The sequence below is a fragment of the Alphaproteobacteria bacterium genome, from assembly GCA_039980135.1.
Taxonomy (GTDB): domain Bacteria; phylum Pseudomonadota; class Alphaproteobacteria; order UBA6615; family UBA6615; genus UBA8079.
In genome coordinates this window covers 53,140-77,895 of record JBDXCV010000007.1, presented here as the reverse complement: position 1 = coordinate 77,895, position 24,756 = coordinate 53,140, and the positions used below count along the sequence as shown (strand labels likewise).

Genomic DNA, 24,756 nt, shown 5'->3' with positions numbered 1-24,756 from the left:
GCCGGCCTATGCCTCAAGGCCTTCCATCAAATCTTCCGGCGAAATCGGGAGCTTGATTTCCTTGCCGGTCTTGGCTGACAGATCCATCGCCATGGTCAGCATCAGATTGCGATGACCCTCGGCCGCCGTGGCATGGGGCGTGTTCTTCTTGTTGTAGATGCGCTGGAACCAGGTGTTTGTTTCCTCGCGCATGGGTCCCCACAACTCGCCGCCATGGGTATCACCAGGCGGGAAACTGGTCATGAATTCCACGCTGCGTTGCGCCTCGATGGTCAGGCCGTCGGGTTGATAGGCCGGACCCTGTGCATGATGATCGGAGGCGAAGACGACATCGCGATGGGTATCCTCAATATCGAGGATGCCCTCGGTGCCGACGATGCCGATCTCGAGGCCGTACACGGCGCCAGGCCAGACCTTCGGCAGCGCCCAGCAGATGTTCATGGAGAACATCGACCCGTCCGCCATCTGGAACACTCCGAATGTCGCATCCTTGATGCCGAGTTCGTCGTGCAATATCTTGTCGGTCGATTTCGCATAGACCGAGACCGGATTGCCGGCATCGCCCATCAGCCAGAACGCCATATCGAGGCTATGGGTGCCCGACACGACCATCGGCGACAGAAAGCGCCGGTCCTGGGTCAGGCGAGTCTCGCCGGTCGGCGCCATCCGGTTCATGAAGGCGCGCACAACGGCGGCCGTGAATTCGCCGATTTGACCGCTTTCGATCCGTTCTTTGACCGCAAGAAAGCGGCGACGGAAACGCTGGGTGTAGCCGACGACCGCATCCACACCCGCCGCCTCGATCGCGGCGAGAATCTGCGCGGATTCACGCGCGTCGGTCGCCAGCGGCTTCTCGATGAACAGCATATGGCCCTGCTCAACCGCCGCGAGGGTAGGCTCCACATGGGCCCAGGTCGAGGTCGCGACAATCACCGCATCGACCTCGGGACGCTTGATCAGCTCACGGAAATCATTGGTGGTGAAATCCGCGTCGATATCCTTCCCCAACTGGTCCATAACCTTCTCGTTGACGTCGCTCAGACCGATCCAGCCAATGCCCGGAAAATCCCTTGCCAGTTCCGCACGCATGCGTCCGACGACGCCACAGCCCACGATCGCCAGACCGAGTTGCTTTTTATCTGCCATTTTTCTTCTCTCCGAATTTCTTGAATTATTGATTATCGGTCGCTCAGAAGGATGTTTTGCCACCCTCGCGCGCCAAATTATCCACGATCACCCTCGACACAAACTCCATCAGGAGTGTCCGATCACTGGTGAGTGGCCGGCAACTGACCGTCGCAAGCCAGGCCACCCGTCCCGTCGCCCGGTCACGTAGTTCCACCTTGGCGTCGATGACCTGTCCGGCAGCGGCGCGGGCCCCGCGGCCCGTCTCGTCCCTGCGTATCGTGTCGCGGAGATCGGAGACACCGACTTCCGACCCGGAATCCTTGGTCCCTCTGCTGTCGCTGGTGAACCGGCTGGCGCTCGATCGTGGCACCAACCCCAGAAAATTCGACTGGGATTCAAACGTGAAGACCAGTTGGCCGTCCTTGCCGGTGCCGCGGCCCGAACTCCGAACCGTTGCCAGGAAAATTTCGCGGAACTTCAAGGCTTCGTCCGTCTTGTCGAAGATATCGACCCAGTATTGCGGACCGGTCGGCACATCGCCGAGCACGAATGTCGAAATTTCGCCCTCACATATCGGAACGTCGAATCCCGGTTGGGATTGGCGCTGGGCCAATGCCTGATGTGGGCCGGGCATGGCGACACACGCGCCCAGTAACAGCGTTGCACCCAACAAGCCTTTGTTCAACTTACGCATTGCGTGACCTTCTCAAACCGTCCGCGAACCGGCGCACCTTACAGGGATTTTTCCACACGCCCAATCAATCACCGTCAATCCAGCCATCAGTCGCCGGGACTGGGATCGACCGTAGACGCATTCGGATCAGCCCGGCGAGGTTCGCGCCGCGCCTCCCTGCGCGCCAGCAATGTCGTGCCGACGACAATCACCCCCGCACCGGCCCAGGTCCACGGTGTGGGAAACTCAGAAAACAGGACTAGGCTGATCAACGCCGCCCAGATCATGCGGGTGAACATGGCGGGCTCGACCAGGCTCATATCCGCCAGCTTATAGGCCTGGACAAACAAGAGATGCCCGAGGGTCCCGAAGACCCCGATCAGCGCCATGAAACCGAGTTGATCCACGGTTGGCGTCTCCCAGACGAAAAAAGCCGGCACGAAGGTGATCGGGATCATCAGGATCGTCATATAGGCGACGATCGTGGTCGGGCCATCATGGCGGGTCAGGATCTTGGCAATCAGCTTGGAGTTGGAAACCGCGACGGCGGAGAATAGGACCAGCCAGACCCCGGAACTGATTTCGGTGAAACCGGGCCGAACGACGATCAACCCGCCGATGATCGCCAGGGAAATACCCAACCAGCGCATGCGGCCGACATGCTCACCCAGGAAAATCATCGCCAGAATAGCCACGAAAACAGGGCCGATCAGGCTGACGGCGGTCGCGTCGGCAACCGGCATCAACTTCAGCGCCATGAACCAGGACAGCATCGAGGTCGCGTTGATGAACGCGCGCCCGACATGCCAGCTCAGTTTCTCGGTCCGCAGAATGCCGACCCCGGACCTGACAAAGAACGGGATGAACACGATCAACCCGAAGGCGACCCGAAAGAAGGCCATCTCGAAGGGGTGAATATCCGATGTCTGGGTCATGAACCGGATCGTGTTGTGCATGCTGGCGAAGAACGCGCTCGCCAGCACAACCAACAGGAGACCGCGGACTGTGGCGGGTATGGCCACGATCCGTTCGTTGAGGGATGCCAGCGTCATGCCGCCGGACCGCATCTATCCATGAATGGCGCGCCAGACCTTCTCAGGGGTTGCCGGCATGTCGATATTGTCGACTCCATACTCGGCCAGGGCATCTGCCAAAGCGTTCATCACCGCCGGTAGCGCGCCGCTGACGCCAGCCTCACCCGCACCCTTGGCGCCCAGCACGTTGGTTTTCGCCGGGACCGGGTGCTCATCGAAGACGATGTCCGGCACCTGGTCGGCGCGCGGCAACGCGTAGTCCATATACGAGCCAGTGATGAGCTGACCGTCGCCGTCGTAGACGACATCTTCCATCAACGCCTGTCCAATCCCCTGCACCACGCCGCCATGCACCTGCCCGGCCGCCAGCAAAGGGTTGATGACGTTGCCGAAGTCATCGACGACCGTGTACTTCACAACTTCGGTTTCGCCGGTCTGGGGATCGACCTCGATCTCCGCAACATGCACGCCGTTCGGGAACGAGGACGGCGCGGTGTCATGGATCAGATCGACGTCGAGACTTTCCGGCAGCCCGTCCACGCCCCCCAGTTCACGGGTCCGGGCCGCGAGATCCAGAAGACCGATCGTGCGGTCCGTGCCCGAAATGCGAAACGCGCCGTCCACAAACTCAATATCCTCGATCGCCGCTTCGAGCACATGGCCGGCGACCGTCTTGCCCTTTTCGATGACCGCCGCAGCGGCTTCATAGAAGGCGCCACCCGCCGCGATGACAGACCGTGATCCGCCGGTGCCGCCGCCGACCAGCAATTCGTCAGAATCGCCCTGTAGCAGGTCGAACGCCTCGAATGGAATGCCCAGCCGTGCGCTGACGATCTGACCAAAGGTGGCGCGATGCCCCTGGCCATAATCCAGTGTGCCCGACACCATCGTGACCCGGCGATCGTCGCCAAACCGAATACCGCCATTCTCCTTGCCGGGCGGTGCCGTGACTTCCAGATAGGAGCAGACGCCGAGACCACGTTTCAAACCACGCGATTCGGACTCCGCCTTCCGGGCGGCGAACCCGGCCCAATCGGACGCGGCCAACGCCTTGTCGAGCATCGGTTCGAAGTCACCGCTGTCATAAACCTGGCCGCTCGCCGCCGTGAAAGGCATGGCCGAAGGCGGCACGAGATTGCGCCGGCGCAATTTAATCCGGTCGATGCCCATCTCCCGGGCGGCCGTATCCACAAGGCGTTCCATGATGAAATTGCCCTCGGGGCGCCCCGCGCCGCGATATGCACCCACATAGACCGTGTTCGTGAACACGCATTTCATGTTCACGTCGATTGCCGCCGTGGCGTACATGCAAGGCAGGTTCTTGCCGACGTTGACGGACTGGGCGAGCGGGCCCGTGCCCGTCAGATAGCCGCCCATATTGGCGAGCCCGGTGACGCGGGCGGCGAGGAACTTGCCATCGGCATCGAGTGCGAGTTCGGCATCGAACTGGCTGGCGCGGCCCTGATGGTCTGACACGCAACTCTCGCTGCGATCCGCCGTCCATTTGACCGGGCGACCGAGCTGCTGCGCGGCCAGCATGATCACCGGATATTCGTGATAGGGCATCGCCTTCATGCCGAAGGAGCCACCCACCTCGCCCGTGATCACGCGGATTTTTTCGGGTGCGCAGTTGAAGATGGCATTCGCGAGGATATTCCGCATGCCCATGACACCCTGGGAACAGACGTAGAGCAGATAACGATCCGCATCACCGTCATAGTCACCCACGGCTGCGCGGGGCTCCATCGCCGAGACGAAACAGCGATTGTTGACCAGATGCAAACGTGTGACATGCGCCGCCTTTTCAAACGCCGCCGCCGTCGCCTCGGCATCGCCCATCTGGAAATCGAGACAGACATTCCCGGCTGCTTCGTCATGCAGGAGCGGCGCGCCGTCGGTCACGGCCGCGTCCAGCCCGGTCACGACCGGCAGCGCCTTGATCTCGAGTTCAACCAATTCCGCAGCGTCGCGCGCCTGCGCCACGGTTTCGGCGATCACGGCGACGATGGGCTCACCGATATGCCGGACGCGGCCGGTCGCCAGGATCGGCCGTGTGGGCTTGATCAGCGGAGAGCCATTGCGGCTTTTGACCGGAAGATTGTTCGGCAAGCTGCCGAGCCCCGCCGCCTCGATATCCGCGTGGGTGAAAACGGCCAGCACCCCCGGTGCGGACTTCGCCGCAGTGACATCCAGCGCGGTGATCTCGCCATGGGCCACCGGCGCGCGAAGGAACACCGCATAGGCCTGTCCATCCAGGTTGCGGTCGTCGGTATAGACGCCGTCCCCACGCAGCAGACGCGGATCCTCGGTGCGGGCGACGGGTTGGCTGACGGCGTACGGGCCGGTGCCGAAAATCGTATCTTCCACGGGAGTTTTCCCCTTAAACAAATGTCTCGCACGCCAGCCTAGCAGGCACGCACACACCGGGCACGTAACAGAAATATTCGCATCCGACGGCGGATTGTTCTTACTGCGCGGCCTTCACCACGTCATCGTCGCGACCCGCGAAGTGCGGCATTACCTCTTCCGCAAACTGTGCGAGGGCTTCAAAATTGCCGCTCAGATCGTGCAGCGCCACGTCGCGCACCCCGGCTTCATAGAGCCGCTCGATCCGCTCGATCATTTCCTCGGAATTCCCGATGATCGCGCCGGCCTCGGACGTCTCGGCCGGGTCTCCCCTGTTCTTGTGGCGCGCCGCGGGAATGAAGGATTTCGACTGGAACCGCGGATCGGTGGCCAGCACCTGCACCTCTGTCAGGAACTTGCCGCGTAGGACATGTGCCTCCGCACGTTCGGCGTCATTGTTGGCAACCATGAGCCCGCGCGTAACGGCGATCCGGTAAGGGTCGAACGGCTCGCCCATCTTGTCGAGCTCGTCGCGGTAAAAATTCACGCTCTCCGCGATGGTCTCGAAGGACGGCACCTGCGCGAGCAGCAGATTGTAGCCGTTTCGCGCCGCGCCCCGGATCGAACCCTCGCTCGCCGCCCCGACCCACATCGGCGGATGAGGCTTCTGGACAACCGGCGGCTCGACGATGATGTCGTTAAACGAGTAGCGGTCCGACTTGTAGCTCCAGCGCTCGGTTTCGGTGAACGCGCGGCGCATGAAGTTGATCGATTCCTCGAAGATGTCCTGACCATCGGCCATCTCCAGGCCGAACCCGTGATATTCGTTCGCCCGGTATCCGCGGCCGACGCCGAAGTCGTAGCGGCCCTTGGACAGTTGGTCGATGGTCGCCACCTGCTCGGCGAGCAGAACCGGATTGTGCCAGGGCACCACCACGACCGCGCTGCCGAGGCGGATCTTCGAGGTGATGCCCGCGAGATAGGAAATGTAGTTGAGTGTAGCGGAGAGTTGCGAAAAGCCCGTGAAATGATGCTCCACCAGCCACGCGCTGCTGTATCCGAGCCGCTCAGCCGCCTGAATGTATTCGCCATACTCGTGATAACCGAGGGCCGCCTCGGTAATGACTTCCCCGGGCACCGCCTGGGCGCCGCCAAACAAACCGAATTTCATTGCTTCCTCACTTCGTATCGGCCGCGATCGCGCTCGTATAATCGTCTAATCAAAGCCAGCGCGCCTATTCTGCGGCGGCGACAGTGTCTTTCTTGCTCAGGAACGCCGGCATGACTTCCTCGGCAAACTGGTGAAGCGCCTCCAGATTGCCACTGAGATCGTGCACAAGAATATTCCGCACTCCCATATCGTAGAGTCTTTGCACACGCTCACCCATCTCATCGGTATTCCCGATGATGGCACCGTTTTCCGACACGGCAACTGTATCGCTGCGGTCACCGCGGTAGTCGTTGATCGGATTATAGGCCTTCGCCTGAAATCTCTCGTCGGTCGCGAGCACCTGGGTTTCAGAGATAAACTTGCCACGCAAGACATGTGCGTCGTTTCGCTCGTTGTCGTTGTTCGCCACCATCAGGCCGCGCGTCACACCGATCGAGTATGGGTCGTAGGGCTTGCCGACCTTTTCCAGCTCGTCCCGGTAGAACTCGATGCGTTCACCGATCCTGTCGAATGGCGACATCTGGTCGAGCAGGAGATTGTTCCCGTCACGCGCCGCAGCCCGGATCGAATTCTCGCTCCCGGCCCCCACCCATATGGGAGGATGCGGTTTCTGCACAGTCGGTGGCTCGACGATGATCTGGTTGAAGGTCCAGCGATCCGACTTGTAGTCCCATCGCCCGGTCTCCGTGTATGCGCGTTTGATGATCTCCATAGATTCCTGAAAGATGTCTCCCGCCTGTTCCATATCGATCCCGAAGCCGAAGAACTCGTTCGCCCGGTACCCGCGACCGACGCCGAAATCATATCGACCGTTCGACAGCTGATCGATCGTCGCCACCTGCTCCGCAAGCAGAATCGGGTTGTGCCACGGCACCACCACGACCGCGTTTCCCAGCCGGATTTTCGAGGTGATCCCGGCCAGGTAGGAGATATAGTTGAGCGTCGCGGAAAGCTGCGAGAAGCCAGTGAAATGATGCTCCACGAGCCAGGCGCTCGAATAGCCCAGGTTCTCGGCCGTTTTGATATAATCGCCATACTCGTGATAACCGAGCGCGGCTTCGGTAACGACGTCACCGGGTACGGCTTGTGCGCCGCCGAACAATCCAAATTTCATACTCATCCTTCGGAACCTCGAATGACGGAATCCTGATGTATTAGAGCCCCTTTTTGGTGCCAGCGGGGCATATGATCGCTTAATCGATCACTTTCTGAGACCACGCGGTTATCACGGGTTCAGCCCGTCATAACGCAACACATAAATTCCGTGGTTTTTGTCCGACACGAAGATGTTGCCGCGCGCATCGACGATCACGTCCTCGCTCTGGGCGACGAGTTTGGATGCCGGCAGCAACCCGCGCCGCTCCAGCGGATCGGGCGGCAGGAAATAACCCACCTCGCGGGGCTGTTCGGCTTGCGAGATGTCATACACGCGCAAACCGGCATTGAAATAGGTCAGGAAGCACAGATCCTCGCCCTGATAGAGGATGTCCTGATATTGCGGTTGATGCTGGTTGTGCGGGCCAAACCGGCCGCCGCGCGCGCAGAAGGTCGCATAGGGTGCCTCGGGTGGCGGAACCGGCAACGGGAACAGAGACATCAGGCGCGGCTTCGCGTTGTCGCTGACATCGACGATGCCCGCGTATCCCAACGGTTCCTCACAGTTTTCCGCAATCGCCTCGGAATTTACGATCACGAGATCGCGCTCCTGCAGCGGAACAGCCGTGTGAACGGCGATAAAGGTCTGGAACGGCGGTGAGAAGGGCAAATCGCCAACCAGTGTTGGATTTGTCTTGTCGGAAATATCGAGCACGACAAACCCACCGGCGCTGTAAGGCAGATAGGCCAGATCGCCTTTCACATAGGCGCCGCCATGCAGCATCGTTCCCGGCTTGGCGCCACCCTCGCCGCCGCCGACATGCTGGCCTTCCATCCACCAGCGCCCGACCTCGACCGGGTTGCGCGGATCGTCAATATCGACGATCTGGAGAATATTGCCTTCGTAGCCTTCGGGCAGGCCGGTTGCGTACACGTATCGCCCGCCGTCGTAATAGTTGCGATGGGTGCCATAGCCGCCGGTCTTCCAATGGCTCAATAATTCCGGATTCTCGGGATCGGTCAGGTCCCAGAGCAGGAAGCCTTCGCCCCAGGGCTGGCCTTCGACATGGCCCCAGCCAGGCATGATCTTTTCCTGGGACGTGACGAGCATGTTGTCGGCAACCTGGACCTGCAGAGTCCATGTGTTGGGGGGGCCCTCGATATAACGAACGAAGCGCGGGTTGGCGGGGTCCGTGACCTCGATGATCGAAAAGCCCGAGCACCAGAACTGGCCGGCATACAGGAACCAGCGATCACCGGATTTATGCAACGCCAGCTTGAACGCCGGGCGGCCATCGACGTCGTCATATCCGATGACGTCGATATTTGAAGTGTAGCTATCACCTGGTGGAAAACTCATCTCGCCCCCTTCACCACGCCTGTTTCGGCGTTGTCCTTGTTTGATCGCGAAGCTTAGGGACATTCGCATTTGGCTGTAAAGCGAACGGGCCGGATGTCCTAGGCGATATGATCCCCGCCCAGACCGGCGATTGCACAAAGCAGGGCGAGTTGCAGGTCGCGCAAGCTCGCGCCCAACCGCACACTGCCGCGCACATCCAGGCCCAGCGACTTCACTTTCGTGCCCATTGTTCCGTCGAGGCTGATATCCCTGTCACCCGCAATGAGGACGGGTATCTGCGGTCTGGCTGTGGAGATCACGGCGACGACCCGCAGTGCCTGCATGTCTCCCGGGCGCAACACCGCCAGCACCGCCGAGGGGCCGAACGTCCGGCATGCCTCATACAGGGCTTCGGGATGGGAAGCGGTCTGGATGGAAAGATCGATGTCATCGGCGGCTTCGATCGCACGCATGCATGAGGCCGGTTGCTCATCGAAATAGAGCAACCGCGTTGCAGATTGCGCAGTTTCAGGATTTGACATTCGCGACATCAACGCACCCCAAGTAACTATCTATTAGAGTGACATTATATTCCTGATTCTATTTTTACGTGTATTTTAATTTACCGGAACGCTTCTCTCGGGCAGCGATCTGTCTGCGCCGGTTCGCGTGGGAACCGCCATCAAAACACGACGCTTCACCTCAAACATCCATGCAATGGAAGACAGCGTTGACCCGGAAGTCAGGTTCGTCCGCGCGCTCGAATTTTCACGGGCGTGAAATACCCGCCAGGCCGTCGTCTAGCGGACGAACTCGGCCAGCGCGTCTTCGTCAACCTCGATTCCGAGACCGGCCCCGGACGGCACATCGGCGCGCCCGTTGATCACTTCGACCGGGTTCTTCGCAATATCCTTTTTCAAATACTGGGCCGTGGTGCTGACCCCCCACTCGATCGACGGTGCGGCTGCCGCAATCTGCAGTACGGCAGCGCTCGACACGCTGGTTTCCGCAATCTTGCCGGCCAGATTCACATGCATCCCGAGTTCATCGAACAACTCGGTCGCCTGGAATGCGCGAGTCACGCCGCCGAGCTTGATCATCTTGACGCTGCCGCCCTGGGCCGCACCCAGCGCATGGTGCTTCCGCACATCGTCGAAACTGTGCAGACCTTCGTCCGCACCGACCGGACAGGCCGCCGCCGCCGATATTTCCGCCATGCATTCGACATCATGACCCATGACCGGCTGTTCGAGGAAATCAAGAGACTCACTGGCCTCCGCCGCGAATTTCAAGGCCTCTTCGCGGGTCCATCCCTGGTTGCAGTCGGCCGAGAGCTGCACGCCTCCATTGACGGCCTTGCGAATGGCGTTGGTCCGCTCGATATCCTTCTCGACCGGTTTGCCCCCGACCTTGATTTTCATATGGGAGACCCCGGCCGCGGCGCGTTCACTTGCCTCGGCGACATCCACATCGATATCACCGGTCGCGAGCATATAGAGCACCGGAACCTGGGTACGGCGGACACCGCCAAGGAGTTCGGCCATGGATTTTTGCTGCGCCTTGCCGGCCGCATCGTAAAACGCCATCTCCAGCACGGTCTTGGCGCTCGCATTGCCGTACATGCGCCAGTTCATCTCGGCGAGATTTTCCTCAAATGCTGCCGGGTCGCGACCGATCATGAAAGGCGCAAGAAACTCGATCGCCGCCGTCATGCTCTGGACAGTTTCGCCCGTCATGGAAGGGGACGAAGAAGCTTCTCCCCAGCCGACCAGCCCATCGTCGGTTTCCACCCGCGCAAACACATTCTCGGAGGTCGCGATTTCAACGCCGGACATCTTGAAGGGCCGAAACAACGGCAGGTAGGCGGTCATCGGCTCGATTTTTGTGATCTTCATTGACTGTCTCCGTTCGGTTTTCAGTCGGGCTTCGTGGTCAGGGTCGGCATGTTCAGCGGCCGCGTTTCAACTCGCGTGCCTTCGGCTTCGTGCCCGGCGCATATTCCGAAACCTCATCATCAAGGAATTTCGAGAGTTTGCGCAAGCGTTCTGACGATTGCCGGCGAACGAGATCCACGTCGCAGCCTTCCCAATCATAAAAACCCTTGCCCGCAGAGAGTCCGACTTCGCCGCGCGCGACCATGTCCTGGATCAGCGGGTTGGGTGTGTCTACCGGATGCAGTTCCGGCACGATGGAGCTTTGTGCCAGCGCATGAATTTCAAGGCCCGACGTATCTTTCTGTTCGATCAGGCCATTCAGGCACATGCGCGGCGCCAGCATCTTGCGGGCCGCCATATCGATATCCGCAGGTGTCGCGACCCCTTCCTCCACCAGGTAATAGGCCTCGTGGAGAATGATGTGCTGCAGGCGGTTGATCAGAAATCCGACAATCGGCTTGTACAGGGTCACGATCTCTTTACCCGTGCGGCGCACGGCATCCGCGACGGCGTCCACGACCTCCGCGGGGGCGCCCGGCCCGGCCATCACTTCGGCGACGGCCGTGGTATCAGCGGGCATGAAATAGTGAATACCGGTGAACAGTTCGGGTTTGTTGAGCGTCTCGGCCAGCACATCCAGCGACATGCCGGACGTGCCGGTGGCGATGATCACATCATCGTTGGGCCACGCGGCCTCGATACCGGCGAAAACCTGCCGCTTGATACCCACATCCTCGGGCACGAATTCGATCACCAGATCCGGCGCCGCCGCGGGAAAATCAGCGGTCGCGTTCACGCCGGGGGGCAGATCGTCAAGCGCCGCGGCGCGGCTGCTCTTGATCATGGTGTCGAAACCAGCGGCCGCGAAGGTCGCCGAAACCCCTTTTCCCATCACGCCGTAGCCGACGATCAATACCGATTGAATTGGTGCCTTGTCGTTCATCATTTCCCGTTTCGCAGTAGAGTCCCTAACCGACATTTCCGGCCGGGGCGCATCGCGCCCGACGCGATTGTCGATACTTGCGCGACTGTATATATGTCCGGACAAACCGGCCAGCATCGCGAATGTGGGCGCTTCATGCATTGCACGTGACGCCCATACCGATTACGCAAACCAGGAACGGATATTTAGGGGAGCCAACCATGTCCAATATGCCCACTTCGGATGACTTCGAAGACATCCTCTTCGAGGTCAAAGACAATGTCGCCTGGGTCACCATCAACCGACCCAAGTCACGCAATGCCTTTCGTGAACACACGCTGGACGAGCTGGTCCACGCGCTGAAATCGACCCGCAACGACGCCTCGATTGCCTGCGCTGTCGTCACCGGCGCCGGTGATCAATCCTTCTCGGCCGGCGGTGATTTCGGCGCCATGATGAAGCTGAACTGGACCAATGCCTATCACTGGAACGACCGCATGCTCGCCACCGCGATGACGATCCGCGGCCTGCCGATCCCGGTTATCGCGATGGTCAATGGCTGGTGCATGGGGGGCGGCCATGAACTCGCGTTGTGGTGCGACATGGTCATCGCATCCGACCGCGCCCATTTCGGACAATCCGGCGCAAAAGTCGGCGCCTGTCCGACCGTCGGTGCGACCCAGTACATCCCGCGCATTATCGGCGAGCGTCTGGCCCGTGAGATGATCTTCCTGGCACGTACGTTCACGGCCGCCGAAGCCGTCGACATCGGTCTGATCAACAAGGTCGTGCCGCACGACGATCTGCGCGCCGAGACCGAAAAATGGTGCGAGACCATCAAGGGTCACAGCGGACAAACCATCCGCATGACGAAGAAGTCTCTCAACCATGAGTCCGACGAGCTCTACGCCTCGTGGCAGCACGGCATGGAATTGCTGGCCCATGTCTGGGGCAGCGAGGAATCGATCGAGGGCATGCAGGCCTTCCTCGACAAGCGCAAGCCGGACTTCATGAAGTTCCGCATGAAGAACAAGGAGATCGTCGATCAGTATCTCGATGATCTGAACAACAACCGCAACCAGCTCAAGTCCGGCTGAGGCAGACCATGATCGAACCGACCGCTCCCGGTGCGCTCGAGGGAATCCGGGTCATCGACCTGACCCGGGTTCTTGCGGGGCCCTTCTGTGCCATGTCGCTGGGCGATATGGGCGCCGATGTGATCAAGGTGGAACAGCCCGGGCGCGGCGACGATACGCGCGCCTGGGGACCGCCGTTCGTGGGTGAGGAATCCGCCTACTATCTGGGTGTGAACCGCAACAAGCGCGGCATCACGCTCAACCTGAAGGAACCCGCCGCGCGCGCGGTCCTGGCGGAACTGCTGTCGGACGCCGATGTCGTCATCGACAATTTCAAACTTGGCACCCTGGCTCGTTTCGGCTTCGACGACGCCTGGTTCGAGGAGAATGCGCCACAGATCGTGCGCGCCTCGATCCTCGGCTATGGCTCGACGGGCCCACGCGCGGGCCTGCCCGGCTATGACTTCCTGCTTCAGGCCGAAAGCGGCCTCATGAGCATCACCGGCGAGGCCGACGGCGACCCGATGAAACTCGGCGTGGCCATCGTCGATATCGGCACGGGCATGTATGCCCTGTCGTCTATCCTGGCAGCTTTGCAGGCGCGCCACCGGACCGGCAAGGGCCAGTATGTCGAGGTCTCGCTGTATGACACCGGTGTTTCACTGCTGGCCAATGTGGCGGCGAACTTCCTGGCCTCGGGAAATCCGGCCGGGCGGTACGGCAACGGGCATCCCAACATCGTGCCCTACAACGCCTACCCCACCCGCGACGGCATGATTGCGCTGTCGATCGGCAATGACGGCCAGTTCAGGACCTTCTGCGAGACGGTCGGCAAGGCCGAATGGGCGGACGATGAAAAATTCGCCCGCAACCGGGACCGGGTGGAAAATCGCGGCGCGTGCGACGGCATGATCTCGGACCTGTTCCGAACGGACGATACAGACAAGTGGATCGAGAAACTGCTGGCCGCCAAGGTCTCCTGCGCGCCGATCAATACGGTCGAACAGGCATTGACGGCGGATCATACGATCGCGCGTGAACTCGTGACCGAGGCCGAGCATTCGACCGAGGGTAAAATCACGCTCCCCGGCATTCCGTTCCGCTTTTCCGACACAGCGGCCGCTGTTCGGCGCGCGCCTCCGACCCTCGGTGAACATACACATGAAGTGTTGATCGCGCTGGGCAAATCCGAGGACGAGATCGCCGCCCTGCGGGACGCCGGAGCGATCTAGTGCGAAGTGCCCGACGACGAGAGTGCCTTTGTCACGGCACCAAGAATTGATTCCGCCGCCACCTGACGGGACATAACGCCGCGAAACTCGCCTGCGGAGTTCGTAACGACGGCCACGTTCAGACTTGCGTCCTGCATGCGTTTCAACGCGGAGACGGCATCCATATTCTCGGAAAGAAAAAGGTGCAATGCATCCGGGCTTTCCGCGCGCCTTATCGGGTTGCTCAGCACCACGCCAAGTTCTGACATGCGCAATTCGGTCTCGACATCGGGAAGAGAAGTCGCGCCATAGCGAACAAGCGGAATTCGAAGGGTCTCCAGAAACAATGCGGGCTCGAAAAAACCGATCACCTTGTCACGTTCGTCCAGAACAACGACAGCAAGCAAACGGTTGCAGAGGATCGAACTCCGCAACACATTCGCCACAGCCTCCATGCGCGACGCGAATGCTGGTGAGTTTGAGTCCGGCACATTCTCCGGTGTCACCAGAATGTAGGGACGACATTCCTGCCACAATGCATCTCGGCTGAAATTGCCCTCATTCGCTTCTTCATTCGAGACCGCCAAATCGCTCGCGATCGCAATCTTGCCGATGGCGCGTCCCGCCTCGGATTTGAACTTTGCTTCGATTCCGAAGGCGCTGAAATCGGTCAACCTGCCCGAGATCAGCAGATAAATGATTACCGGCACGACGATGAGCGCCGCCAACACCGTGTTGTTGTCGAATTTGAGCGCTCTGACCGCAACCACGGCCAGCAGAAAGCCCAAGGCAAGGAAAACGATCGCAATTCCCAATTCGACAAACTGCACCGCAGTGAATTCCATGTTTCTACAATCCGCCGTCGATACCGAGGATCACTTCAATCTTTGAGAGTATTTCAGGCCCGGCGGCCACCCGTCAAATTATCGAAGGCAACGGTTAAACCGGCTTTTCTCAACCCCGTGCAGCGTCGATTGATCCGTGAACTTATGTCGCAAGAGCCATTCACCCTGAACAGGTGTACCCCATGGGCGGATGTGGGAAACTCCGCGCGAATTTGGATCAACCGCGACATGCGGAAAGACGAAGGGATTTCAAAAAATGGCCGAAAGAATTGATGTCGGACGGATCACACTCAACGTGGACCAGATGGGTGACGGCCCGCCATTCATTTTCATCCCCGGCCTCGTGGGTGTGATGAATTCCTGGGACTATCAGCGAAAGATTTTCTCGGATCGCTATCGCTGCATCTCCTTCGATCACCGCGGCTCGGGCGACAGCGATTTTCCCGGACCCGACGGCTATTCGACCCAGCACATCGCCGATGACGTCATCGCGCTGATGGACACGCTGGAAATTGAGAAAGCACATGTGCTGGGCACCTCGACCGGCGGCGCCATCCTGCAGAATCTCGCAATCGACCATCCCGAACGGTTCCGCTGCTGCATCTTCTCGAACACCTGGACCAAGGCCGACGAATATATCCGGCGGGTGCAGACGGCACGCCGGGAGATCGCCCTGGCCGAGGGCAAGGAAGCCTATGTGCGGGTCAGCTCCCTGTTCACCAACGGCTGCATGCAGTTCCGTCACAACCTCGACAAGGTCATGGAGCTGGAGAAGCGCTCGCTCGAGACCATCGCGGAGCCGGAGATCCTGGCCGCACGCATCGATATGACCCTGAACCATGACCGGCTCAGCGAGATCACCCAGATCAAGAACCCGTCACTTGTCGTCGGTACCCGCGACGACGCAACCGTGCCGTTCTACTTCTCCGAAGATCTTCACGAAGCGATCGAAGGGTCGGAGCTCGTCCTCGTAGAGGAAGGTGGCCACTATTCATACCGCCGCCATCCCGAGCAATGGGCCGGGATCGTCGGTCCGTTCCTCGCGAAGTGGGAGGACAAGATCTGATGCGGGTCGGCATCGTCGGCATCGGCTGGTGGTCGGATGTACTGGCCGGGATCATCGCGAAGACGGACAAGCTCGAACTCCGCGCCTGCTACACACGAAGCGAGGACAAGGCGGCCAGGTTCGCCGACGAATTCGACTGCGAGGCCATGCCCTCTTATGAAGCGATGCTCGCGCTCGACGATCTTGACGGGGTCATCCTGACCACGCCAAATTCGGCGCATCTCCCTGGGACCGAGGCGGCAGCGGCGGCCGGCAAGCATGTCTTCGTCGAGAAACCGGTCTCTAACTCGATCGCCGACGGCCGCGCCATGATCGAAGCCTGCGAAGCGGCCGGCGTCGTTCTCGCTGTCGGGCATTCCTACCGGCGCAACGGGGCGTTGCGGCACCTCAAGCACCTCATCGACAGCGGCGAACTCGGACGCGTCAGCCTAGCGGAGGGCGTATTCTCGAACGACAACGGTCTGAAGCTCAAGCCCGGCGTCTGGCGAACGGACCCCGCCGAGATTCCCGGCGGCTGCCTGATGCAGATCGGCATCCATCAGATCGACAACCTGCTCTATCTTCTGGGCGACGCAGGAGAGGTCACGGCATATTTCAACCGGCTCGAAACCGAGCCCGAGATTGAGGATGTCACAGCGCTTCTCATGCAGTTCAAATCGGGTGCCGTGGGCTATGTCGCGGCGGATTACATCTCGCCGCGCCGGTTCACGCTCACGATCCACGGCACCAAGGCCAATGCCTTCTTCGATATCGACAATGACGGTCTGCGTATCCAGCGCACCGGCGAAACGGCGCCGTCACCCGTCGCGTACACGCCCGCCGATCATCTCCTCGTCGAGCTGGAGGATTTCGCCGACGCCGTCAGCGAAGGTCGCAAGCCCGAGATTGATGGCCGTGACGGCCTGCTGCCACTCGCCGTGGTTTTAGCCGCCGCAAAATCATCGAACGAACGCCGTTCGATACCCCTGGCGGAAATTCTGGGTGACGGCTAGGCGAGGCCGGCGATCTCCAGCGCCTTCGAACGGTCGAGGCCGAGCTTCTCTCCTGCCTCCAGCAGCAACACCCATGTCCCCTCGGGAATGAAGATGCCATTCGCACCGCGTTCCTTGCGGGCCGCACGCTCCGGGTCCCCGGGGACCAGCACAGGTTTCTCCGGATCGGCCGGACGGGCGCTCTTGGTGTAGTCGACCATCGCATCGACTTCCCGGGCGATCAGATTCGCATCCCCGAGACGGTGCGGGTCCATGACAATCATGGTCATCGTGTTGATGATCCCGTCGAGGCGCTCGTTGCCGGGCTGAATAGTGCCGCCGCCCGAGAGCGCCCCGGACATCAACTCGGCCATGAGGCAAAGCGCGTAGCCCTTATGTTCCGCAAACGGCTGTAGCGCCCCAAGCGGATCATTGAACATAACCGCCGGATCGCTGGTCGGTTGGCCATCGCTGTCGATGAGCCATTCCTCGGGCACAGTTTTGCCGGAATCATTCGCGACCCGGATCTTGCCCATGGCGACAACGCTGGTCGCCATATCGAGGATAATGGGCTCCTCCGGGTTCGTCGTCGGCATCGCCATCGTGATCGGGTTGGTTCCGAACCGGGATTCGGCACCACGAAACGGCGCCACCATCGTGTGATGATCGGTGACATTTGTGAAGTGGATCGAGATGAATCCCGCTGCGGCTATCATCTCCGCGTAAGTGCCCACACGCCCGATATGATGGGAGTTCTTGAGCGTCGCGACGCAGATGCCGATGGCCCGCGCACGCGTGATCGCGTGTTCCGTGACCTCAGCCGCAACACTCTGGCCGTATCCCTTCTGCCCGTCATACTGGAGGAACACGCCCTCATCGAGATAACGGCGCGCCGAAATATTTGGCACCAGGAGCCCGCGTTGCAGATTGTTCACATAGGCCTGAAATATGCCCACACCATGGCTGTCATGGCCCGACAGGTTCGCGCCGACGAGATGCTCGGACACGATCCGGCACTCGTCTTCGTGACTTCCGCCAAGGCGGACCATTTCGGAAATCAGCGCCGTTAATTCCGCAGCGCGCACAGTTACATCACCGGACACAGATGCCCCCTCGATAAGAAATTCGCGCGGAAGCTAACCGATCAGGCGTCGTCGGTCATCACCCATGCTGAAATGTTGGATGAAATCCGGCACCGTGCCCTAAACGACGGGCGAACGACCACCATCCACGTTGATGGCACAGCCGGTCACATAGGACCCCGCATCGGAGACCAGGAAACAGGCCATGTTGGCAAATTCCTCTGCTTCACCCGCCCGCCCGATCGGAATTCCGGCGCCGCGCCCGGCCATATACTCCTCGTAGGATTTCTCCGGCGCCTGTACCTGATGACGGCGCTCGTGCTGGCCGGATTTGATGAGCCCGACAAGGAGCGCATTCACCAGGATATTATCGGGCGCGCCCTCGCCCGCCATGACCTTGGTCAACGCCATGCCTGCTGCGCGCGATACGGAGGTCGGCGCGCTCCCCGCACCCGGGGCCTTCGCGCTGACCGCCAGCACGTTGATGATACGGCCCCATTTACGTGCCGCCATGCCCGGCATCGCGAGGCGACCGAGACGAATAGCCGCGAACAGCTTGAGATCGAGATCGGCCTGCCAGCGCTCGTCATCGCATTCGAGAAACGGTCCGATGGCGTGCTGGCCGGCATTGTTGATCAGAATATCCACGTCACCAAGGCTGTCGCTGACCGTCTGCCACATCGCCGCAATCTGATCGGTATCGGTCACATCGCAGGGGACGGCCTCGACCTTCACCTTGTTCCCGCCGACGCTGGCCATCACCTCCTCACGCCCCGCCTCCAACCGGTCGGCCGAACGCGAAACCATCGCCACATTGGCCCCCGATTCCGCGAACTTTTTTGCCATCGCCAGACCGAGACCTTCGCTCGCGCCGGTGATCAACGCGGTGCGCCCGTCGAGACGTACATCCATGACTCTCTCCCCAAGTGAAATTTCTTGTGATTGTACGCCCTCTCACACGCTTTGACAGACCCGCCCTTCCGTGGGCAATCTCGCGTGACCTTGAGGATGAATCCATGACCCGTAGCCTGCGCAGACATTCCTCCCATTGGGGGGCCTTCACGGCCGAAATAGACGAAGGCCGGTTCGTCGGCGTACGGCCCTTCGACAAAGACCCCGATCCTTCACCGCTCATAGAATCCATGCCCGACGCGGTCTATGACGAAAGCCGTGTGGCACGCCCGATGATTCGAAAAGGCTGGCTCGACAACGGACCGGGCGGCAATCGGCAACAACGCGGTGCCGAGCCTTTCGTCGCCGTGCCATGGGACGAAGCGCTCGATATCGTCGCCGCGGAGATCGATCGCGTCCGGCACGAACACGGCAACAGCGCCATATTTGGCGGCTCCTACGGCTGGTCGAGCGCTGGGCGCTTCCATCACGCCAAGACGCAGCTACAACGTTTTTTGAATACGGTCGGCGGATTCACCACGCAGAAACACTCCTATTCGATCGCGGCGGGATACGCGATCCTGCCGCATATTCTCGGCTCCGCCCGTGCCGCGATGTCCGACTATACGAGTTGGGATTCGATCGCCGCGAACACCGAACTCATGGTCGCGTTCGGCGGGTTGCCGCTGAAAAACATGCAAGTGCTGTCCGGCGGCCCGGCGGAACATATATCCGGACCTTCACTCAAGGCGGCGGTCAATGCCGGCGTTGAAATCGTCAATGTTTCGCCGATCCGCGACGATGTCGCAGCGCATCTTGGTGCCGACTGGTTGGCACTGCGCCCCAATACCGACGTCGCCCTGATGCTAGCATTGGCGCATACCCTCGAAACGGAAGGACTGGCGGATCATCAGTTCCTCGGTCGCTACTGCGACGGTTACGAGAAATTTCGTCCCTATCTTCTCGGGCAGAGCGACGGTGTCGCCAAGGACGCCGACTGGGCGGCGACGATCTGCGAGATCGATCCCGATACGATCCGGGAGCTTGCCCGGCGTATGGCCGCGAAACGGACCTTCATCAATACCAATTGGTCCCTGCAGCGCGGTGAACATGGTGAACAACCCTTCTGGATGACAGTGACACTCGCCGCGATGCTCGGCGGGATCGGTCTGCCCGGGCGCGGTTTCGGATTCGGGTATGGCAGCATGAGCAATACGGGCAACCCCCGGCGCCCGGCCCCCACACCGTCTCTGTCCACGGGTGATAATCCCTGTCCGGAATGGATCCCGGTCTCGCGCATTTCGGACATGCTGCTGAACCCCGGCAGTGAGTATGAGTTTGACGGGGAGACACGCACCTATCCCGATATCCGGCTGGTCTACTGGTGCGGCGGCAACCCGTTCCACCATCACCAGGACCTGAATCGCCTGGTGCGGGCCTGGCAGCGTCCGGAAACCATTATCGTCAACGAACCATGGTGGACGGCCACCGCCAAATTCTCCGACATCGTGCTGCCGTCCACGACGACGCTCGAACGAAACGACATCGGCGCCACGTCGAAAGATCGCTTCATCATGGCAATGGATAAAACCATCGATCCCGTCGGTGACGCGCGCAACGATTTCGACATTTTCCGGGGCCTCGCCCGCCGCGCGGGTACCGAGGATATCTTTACCGAAGGCCGCGAAGAGGCGGAATGGCTGCGCTATCTCTACGACCGAGCGCGACAACAGGCGGCAGAGCAGGATCTGACCCTCCCCTCCTTTGACGACTTCTGGCAGACCGGCCATGCCGAGACCCCGCGGGCCGAAAAACCGATCGTCATGCTCGAAGCATTCCGCGCCGACCCAGCCGGCGCCGCTCTGAGCTCTCCATCGGGGAAGATCGAGATTTTCTCCGAGGTCGTCGACGGGTTCGGATACGACGATTGCCCGGGCCATGCAGTCTGGCGCGAACCTACCGAGTGGTTGGGTGCCGATACGGCGAAGACTTTTCCGCTGCACATGATTTCGAACCAGCCGCGCACCCGGCTGCACGGCCAGCTGGACAACGGGCGGGTCAGCCGGGACAGCAAGATCCAACAACGCGAACCTGTGTGGATTCACCCCGACGACGCCGCAGCGCGCAATATCAGCGACGGCGATATTGTAAGGATGTTCAATACCCGCGGTGCGACTCTGGCCGGGGTGCACGTTACGACGGAAGTTCGTCCCGGCGTAATTCAGCTTGCAACCGGCGCCTGGTACGATCCGGAGGTGCCCGGCGCCGAGCAGAGCCTCGACAAGCATGGCAACCCGAATGTGCTCACCCGTGACGTCGGTACGTCACAGCTCGGTCAGGGCCCGAGTGCTCAAAGTGCACTTGTGGACGTCGAACTATTCGAGGGTGCGTTGCCACCGGTCACCGCCCACAAGCCTCCCGGCACCGTACCGCGCTGAATCGGGTTGCGGTTAATGAAAACATCAGCTTTTGGTTGCACACAATAGTGACGTTGATACCAAGAGTGGATGAAGGCTAGGATTCGGTCTTTCGTCCATCGGGAGAGCGCGAATGTCGCTCGACTTGTTCGGGTTCCTGAATAACGGCGGCACGGCCAACTTGGTCATGTTGATACTGGCCGGTCTGATACTGGTCGGGGGTGCCGTTGCGATGCACCTGTTCATTCGTCTCAAGCGCCAGCTTGGGCCCTACCTGCACACGTTCGAGACCGCATCCGTCGGCATGACCCACTCGACGCTCGACGGTCGGTGGATTCGTGTGAACACAAAAATGCAGGAAATCACGGGATACTCGAACGAAGAACTGATGGTTCGCAGTATTCGCGATCTTACGCTCAACGACGATATGGATCGGAACGAGGAACTCAATAAGCAACTCGTTGCCGGGGAGATCGATTCCTACGAGCTACAGAAACGATACAGCCGAAAAGACGGCCAGATCGTTTGGGTGAAGGTCACCGCGACCCTGGCCCGAACTGCCGACGGACATCCGGACTACTACATTGCCATTGTTGAAGACATCGATGAGCTCAAACGCGCGGACGTGGCGCGCGAAGAAAGCGAGGCACGCGCGCGCGCATTCTGGGACAACAGTCCGTTCAATCAGACGCTCAAAGACCCGAATGGGAATTTGCTGGACGTCAATGCGACGTACCGACAGACCTATGGCATTCCCGTTACGGATGTCGTCGGGCAAACGCTTTCGGAAGTGCACGATGCCGCATGGGCCCCCCAGATCGACGACTTCGACCGGGAAGTCCTGCGCACCCAAACGACTCAAACGGCGGACATCACCGTTCCGGGCAAGAATGGCGAAGAAATTATCATCCGTATCACCAAGTTTCCGGTTTACGATTCCAGCAATGAAGTGGCCGGTGTCGGCGGCATCTCGTACGACATCACGAACCAGGTCCGCGCCGCTCAAGAAATTCGCGAACGCGAGGAACGGTTTCGCGCCACTTTCGAACAGGCCGCCGTCGGCATCGCGCATCTGTCGTTTGACGGACACTGGCTGCGGATCAATGCACGGTATTGCGAGATATTGGGATACACCGAAGCGGAATTGCGTCAGCTGTCTTTCCGGGACATCACACACCGCGAGGACCTGGCGGACGACCTCGAGGCGCGCGCGGCACTGATCGCGGGGAACGACGAATCATACACCCGGGAAAAACGATATATCCGAAAGGACGGCACACCCGTCTGGGTCGCCGTCACCGCCTCGAAGACCGATCAGTCAGGCTCCCAGGAGCCATATCTGATCGTGGTCATTGAGGACATTTCCGACAGGAAGGATGCCGAGCTTGCGCTCGCAGCCCGGATCAAACAGCAAATGGCGATCATGGATATCGGCCAGCATGCCCTGGTCGAGCCGGATTTCAAGACGCTGTTGAACGATACCGCCAATACGATCAGCACAATTCTGGACGTTGACTTCTGTCTCATTTCCCAACGCGCGCACAAAGGCCGGGAGTTCAGTATCGTCGGCGCCAATGACGCGGGCCGGAAATATATCGGCTGGCCGGTGGAACCCCGCATTCGGCATTTGAAGACGGTGTTCGACGCCCCTGCCCTGATGCCGGTCGTATTCCACCGCGGGGATCCGGATGGCCCCGATGTGACGAGCCCGATCATGGAAGATATCGGCACGGTCTCCGCTGCGAGCGTGGTCATCGCCGGCGAAGACGACACCCCGCGCGGAATTCTGATTATTCACAACCGCACCCACCGCGACTTTACCGACGATGATGTCACGTTTCTGCAAACCGTCGCCAACATCCTGTCCGCCACGATTTCGCGGGAATTGATCGCAAAGGAACTCGCCGAACGCGAGAAGATGCTCGACACGGTTCTCGAAAACGCCGCCGACGGGATCATTGTCGCTGACTCGCAAGGCGACATCATTTTGGCGAACCGCGCGAGCGAAGACATATTCGATTTCGACCATGAAGCCATGCTCCGCATGAACCTTCGTGATCTGGTGCCGATCACCTATCCATCGCCGTCGGGCAGTTCGGATGTCGGCCCCCGACCCCAATTCTCGACACGAGAGATGATCGGGATCCGCCGGGATCAATCGAAAGTTCCTATCGAAGTGGCGATGACGCAGTTCGATGGCCCCGCCGGCACGATGCATATTTCGCTGGTCCGCGACATTACCGAACAAAAATCCCTGCAATCACAGCTCACGCAGGCGTCGAAACTGGCTACGGTCGGAGAAATGGCAGCCGGGATCGCACATGAATTGAACCAGCCACTGAACATCATGCGCATGGCCGCCGACAACGTCCTCATCCGGGCCGACGCCGGAACGGCCGACCTTGACCATGCGACGGAAAATCTCAACCTGATCAGCGAACAAGCGGGTCGGATGGGCAAGATAATCCTGCATATGCGGGTCTTTAGCCGCCAGGACACGTCAGATTTCGTTGCATTCGACCCCGCACAGGCGGTTCGCAATGCAACGGAACTGATGCGCGGGCAACTCGAACTTGAGGGCATCGAGCTGGACGTCGGGTTCCCCTCGGAAAATCATGCCGTTCTCGGCAGCGAATCTCAGTTGGAACAGGTGCTCATCAACATGATCACCAACGCGCGTGATTCCATCCGCGAACAGGCACCGAATGAAAATGGCGGCGCCGGTATTGGGGCTATCGGTGTGAGTCTGATCGAAAACACGGACGACGCCGTGGTTTGCATTCGCGTCCGCGACACGGGCGGCGGCATCTCCGACGCGAGCCTCGAACGCATCTTCGACCCGTTCTTTACGACAAAGGAAGTGGGAGTCGGGACCGGTTTGGGCCTTTCCGTGAGCTACGGAATTGTCAACGCGATGGGCGGCACAATTGTCGCGCAAAACATCGAAGGCGGTTGCGAGTTCACCGTGGAACTGCCAATCACCCAGGAGGCCGAAGTTGACACCTCCGAAGGTCTACCTACTCTCCAAGCCCAAGAGCTTCGATAACAAATCTCCGCAAGACGCGAAGCGGCAACGGCTTCTCTATGATCGTGAACACATCGGGTCGCCGCTTGTAGGCCGCCTCGAGCGACGTCGGGTCCCCTGTCATCAGGATGATTTTCATCTCGCCGCCACGGTGCGACAGTTCGTCGACCGTCGTCACGCCATCCATGACGGGCATTCGGATATCCATGATGACGAGGCTGGGGATCTGGTCATCAATGATCTCCAAGGCCTCGGCGCCGTTTCCAGCCTGAAAAATGACGACATCGAGGTCGGACAAACAATCGACCAGTTGATTGCGTTGGAGTTCCTCGTCATCGACGATGAGAATCGCGCGCCGGCGCGATGCCTCGGGTGGAGTATTTTCGTACAACAAAGCCATTGCATTCGCCTTCCACGGTGTTGATGAACTTGCGAACAACCCCCATAGATAGAACTACAGACTCATTGCATACCTGATAAAGAGAAATTTACGGTTTCAGGTCAATGTCGATGCAAAACCCCCAAAAATG

At 60.1% G+C, this 24,756-nt stretch carries 20 protein-coding genes; 6 read left to right on the top strand and 14 right to left on the bottom strand.

Annotated elements, in window-relative coordinates:
* Window positions 1-6 precede the first annotated feature (6 nt).
* The 10 genes from ABJ363_09835 to ABJ363_09790 all read right to left on the bottom strand — a co-directional run bounded on the left by ABJ363_09835 (window position 7) and on the right by ABJ363_09790 (window position 11,663).
* On the bottom strand, window positions 7-1,146 hold the full coding sequence (locus tag ABJ363_09835; protein ID MEP4379288.1) for a Gfo/Idh/MocA family oxidoreductase: 1,140 nt from the start codon (window positions 1,144-1,146) through the stop codon (window positions 7-9).
* Between the two features lie 43 nt (window positions 1,147-1,189).
* A complete protein-coding gene (locus ABJ363_09830) occupies window positions 1,190-1,822 on the bottom strand; it encodes a hypothetical protein (GenBank protein ID MEP4379287.1) in 633 nt (210 codons plus the stop codon).
* Between the two features lie 86 nt (window positions 1,823-1,908).
* A complete protein-coding gene (locus ABJ363_09825) occupies window positions 1,909-2,853 on the bottom strand; it encodes a DMT family transporter (GenBank protein ID MEP4379286.1) in 945 nt (314 codons plus the stop codon).
* Between the two features lie 15 nt (window positions 2,854-2,868).
* Window positions 2,869-5,202: a xanthine dehydrogenase family protein molybdopterin-binding subunit gene (locus tag ABJ363_09820; GenBank protein ID MEP4379285.1), complete on the bottom strand. Its 2,334-nt coding sequence runs from the start codon at window positions 5,200-5,202 to the stop codon at window positions 2,869-2,871.
* 100 nt (window positions 5,203-5,302) lie between these two features.
* Window positions 5,303-6,352, bottom strand: coding sequence for an LLM class flavin-dependent oxidoreductase (locus ABJ363_09815; GenBank protein ID MEP4379284.1), 1,050 nt, complete (start codon window positions 6,350-6,352; stop codon window positions 5,303-5,305).
* A gap of 64 nt (window positions 6,353-6,416) precedes the next feature.
* On the bottom strand, window positions 6,417-7,472 hold the full coding sequence (locus ABJ363_09810; protein ID MEP4379283.1) for an LLM class flavin-dependent oxidoreductase: 1,056 nt from the start codon (window positions 7,470-7,472) through the stop codon (window positions 6,417-6,419).
* Between the two features lie 105 nt (window positions 7,473-7,577).
* The gene (locus ABJ363_09805; protein MEP4379282.1) at window positions 7,578-8,807 is read right to left on the bottom strand and encodes a hypothetical protein; all 1,230 of its coding nucleotides are present in this window, start codon (window positions 8,805-8,807) and stop codon (window positions 7,578-7,580) included.
* A 98-nt stretch (window positions 8,808-8,905) separates the two neighbouring features.
* Complete coding sequence (locus ABJ363_09800) at window positions 8,906-9,259, bottom strand: hypothetical protein (protein MEP4379281.1); 354 nt, start codon at window positions 9,257-9,259, stop codon at window positions 8,906-8,908.
* Between the two features lie 327 nt (window positions 9,260-9,586).
* Window positions 9,587-10,681: an enolase C-terminal domain-like protein gene (locus ABJ363_09795; GenBank protein ID MEP4379280.1), complete on the bottom strand. Its 1,095-nt coding sequence runs from the start codon at window positions 10,679-10,681 to the stop codon at window positions 9,587-9,589.
* Window positions 10,682-10,733: 52 nt separating this feature from the next.
* Window positions 10,734-11,663 (bottom strand): 3-hydroxyacyl-CoA dehydrogenase NAD-binding domain-containing protein, encoded by a 930-nt coding sequence (locus ABJ363_09790; protein MEP4379279.1) that lies wholly within the window; start codon window positions 11,661-11,663, stop codon window positions 10,734-10,736.
* 200 nt (window positions 11,664-11,863) lie between these two features.
* Between ABJ363_09790 and ABJ363_09785 the strand changes: the two genes are divergently transcribed.
* Both ABJ363_09785 and ABJ363_09780 read left to right on the top strand, forming a co-directional pair.
* Window positions 11,864-12,739 carry an enoyl-CoA hydratase-related protein gene (locus ABJ363_09785; GenBank protein MEP4379278.1) on the top strand — a complete coding sequence of 292 codons (876 nt, stop codon included), beginning with the start codon at window positions 11,864-11,866 and terminating at the stop codon, window positions 12,737-12,739.
* Window positions 12,740-12,747: 8 nt separating this feature from the next.
* Window positions 12,748-13,950, top strand: coding sequence for a CoA transferase (locus ABJ363_09780; GenBank protein ID MEP4379277.1), 1,203 nt, complete (start codon window positions 12,748-12,750; stop codon window positions 13,948-13,950).
* On the opposite strand, the gene ABJ363_09775 is transcribed toward ABJ363_09780, so the two are convergent.
* Window positions 13,947-14,774: a hypothetical protein gene (locus ABJ363_09775; protein ID MEP4379276.1), complete on the bottom strand. Its 828-nt coding sequence runs from the start codon at window positions 14,772-14,774 to the stop codon at window positions 13,947-13,949. The two genes, ABJ363_09780 and ABJ363_09775, sit on opposite strands and share 4 nt — an antisense overlap.
* Window positions 14,775-15,030: 256 nt before the next feature.
* Between ABJ363_09775 and ABJ363_09770 the strand changes: the two genes are divergently transcribed.
* On the top strand, window positions 15,031-15,840 hold the full coding sequence (locus ABJ363_09770; protein ID MEP4379275.1) for an alpha/beta hydrolase: 810 nt from the start codon (window positions 15,031-15,033) through the stop codon (window positions 15,838-15,840).
* On the top strand, window positions 15,840-16,832 hold the full coding sequence (locus ABJ363_09765) for a Gfo/Idh/MocA family oxidoreductase (GenBank protein ID MEP4379274.1): 993 nt from the start codon (window positions 15,840-15,842) through the stop codon (window positions 16,830-16,832). Before ABJ363_09770 ends, ABJ363_09765 begins: the two co-directional genes overlap by 1 nt.
* On the opposite strand, the gene ABJ363_09760 is transcribed toward ABJ363_09765, so the two are convergent.
* Window positions 16,829-17,914 carry a malate/lactate/ureidoglycolate dehydrogenase gene (locus ABJ363_09760; protein MEP4379273.1) on the bottom strand — a complete coding sequence of 362 codons (1,086 nt, stop codon included), beginning with the start codon at window positions 17,912-17,914 and terminating at the stop codon, window positions 16,829-16,831. The two genes, ABJ363_09765 and ABJ363_09760, sit on opposite strands and share 4 nt — an antisense overlap.
* A 99-nt stretch (window positions 17,915-18,013) precedes the next feature.
* Window positions 18,014-18,805, bottom strand: a complete 792-nt coding sequence (locus ABJ363_09755) for an SDR family oxidoreductase (protein MEP4379272.1) — start codon at window positions 18,803-18,805, stop codon at window positions 18,014-18,016.
* A 104-nt stretch (window positions 18,806-18,909) separates the two neighbouring features.
* Between ABJ363_09755 and ABJ363_09750 the strand changes: the two genes are divergently transcribed.
* Window positions 18,910-21,222 (top strand): molybdopterin guanine dinucleotide-containing S/N-oxide reductase, encoded by a 2,313-nt coding sequence (locus ABJ363_09750; protein ID MEP4379271.1) that lies wholly within the window; start codon window positions 18,910-18,912, stop codon window positions 21,220-21,222.
* 112 nt (window positions 21,223-21,334) lie between these two features.
* Window positions 21,335-24,247 (top strand): PAS domain S-box protein, encoded by a 2,913-nt coding sequence (locus ABJ363_09745; protein MEP4379270.1) that lies wholly within the window; start codon window positions 21,335-21,337, stop codon window positions 24,245-24,247.
* Here the strand turns inward: ABJ363_09745 and ABJ363_09740 are convergent.
* Complete coding sequence (locus tag ABJ363_09740; GenBank protein MEP4379269.1) at window positions 24,219-24,626, bottom strand: response regulator; 408 nt, start codon at window positions 24,624-24,626, stop codon at window positions 24,219-24,221. The two genes, ABJ363_09745 and ABJ363_09740, sit on opposite strands and share 29 nt — an antisense overlap.
* Window positions 24,627-24,756: the final 130 nt, after the last annotated feature.

Coding starts and splice junctions, on each gene's coding strand:
- ABJ363_09800 (MEP4379281.1), bottom strand. CDS start 9,259: ATGCGTGCGATCGAAGCCGCCGATGACATCGATCTTTCCATCCAGACC.
- ABJ363_09755 (MEP4379272.1), bottom strand. CDS start 18,805: ATGGATGTACGTCTCGACGGGCGCACCGCGTTGATCACCGGCGCGAGC.
- ABJ363_09775 (MEP4379276.1), bottom strand. CDS start 14,774: ATGGAATTCACTGCGGTGCAGTTTGTCGAATTGGGAATTGCGATCGTT.
- ABJ363_09790 (MEP4379279.1), bottom strand. CDS start 11,663: ATGAACGACAAGGCACCAATTCAATCGGTATTGATCGTCGGCTACGGC.
- ABJ363_09815 (MEP4379284.1), bottom strand. CDS start 6,352: ATGAAATTCGGTTTGTTTGGCGGCGCCCAGGCGGTGCCCGGGGAAGTC.
- ABJ363_09835 (MEP4379288.1), bottom strand. CDS start 1,146: ATGGCAGATAAAAAGCAACTCGGTCTGGCGATCGTGGGCTGTGGCGTC.
- ABJ363_09740 (MEP4379269.1), bottom strand. CDS start 24,626: ATGGCTTTGTTGTACGAAAATACTCCACCCGAGGCATCGCGCCGGCGC.
- ABJ363_09780 (MEP4379277.1), top strand. CDS start 12,748: ATGATCGAACCGACCGCTCCCGGTGCGCTCGAGGGAATCCGGGTCATC.
- ABJ363_09830 (MEP4379287.1), bottom strand. CDS start 1,822: ATGCGTAAGTTGAACAAAGGCTTGTTGGGTGCAACGCTGTTACTGGGC.
- ABJ363_09750 (MEP4379271.1), top strand. CDS start 18,910: ATGACCCGTAGCCTGCGCAGACATTCCTCCCATTGGGGGGCCTTCACG.
- ABJ363_09810 (MEP4379283.1), bottom strand. CDS start 7,472: ATGAGTATGAAATTTGGATTGTTCGGCGGCGCACAAGCCGTACCCGGT.
- ABJ363_09745 (MEP4379270.1), top strand. CDS start 21,335: ATGTCGCTCGACTTGTTCGGGTTCCTGAATAACGGCGGCACGGCCAAC.
- ABJ363_09825 (MEP4379286.1), bottom strand. CDS start 2,853: ATGACGCTGGCATCCCTCAACGAACGGATCGTGGCCATACCCGCCACA.
- ABJ363_09785 (MEP4379278.1), top strand. CDS start 11,864: ATGTCCAATATGCCCACTTCGGATGACTTCGAAGACATCCTCTTCGAG.
- ABJ363_09765 (MEP4379274.1), top strand. CDS start 15,840: ATGCGGGTCGGCATCGTCGGCATCGGCTGGTGGTCGGATGTACTGGCC.
- ABJ363_09795 (MEP4379280.1), bottom strand. CDS start 10,681: ATGAAGATCACAAAAATCGAGCCGATGACCGCCTACCTGCCGTTGTTT.
- ABJ363_09805 (MEP4379282.1), bottom strand. CDS start 8,807: ATGAGTTTTCCACCAGGTGATAGCTACACTTCAAATATCGACGTCATC.
- ABJ363_09770 (MEP4379275.1), top strand. CDS start 15,031: ATGGCCGAAAGAATTGATGTCGGACGGATCACACTCAACGTGGACCAG.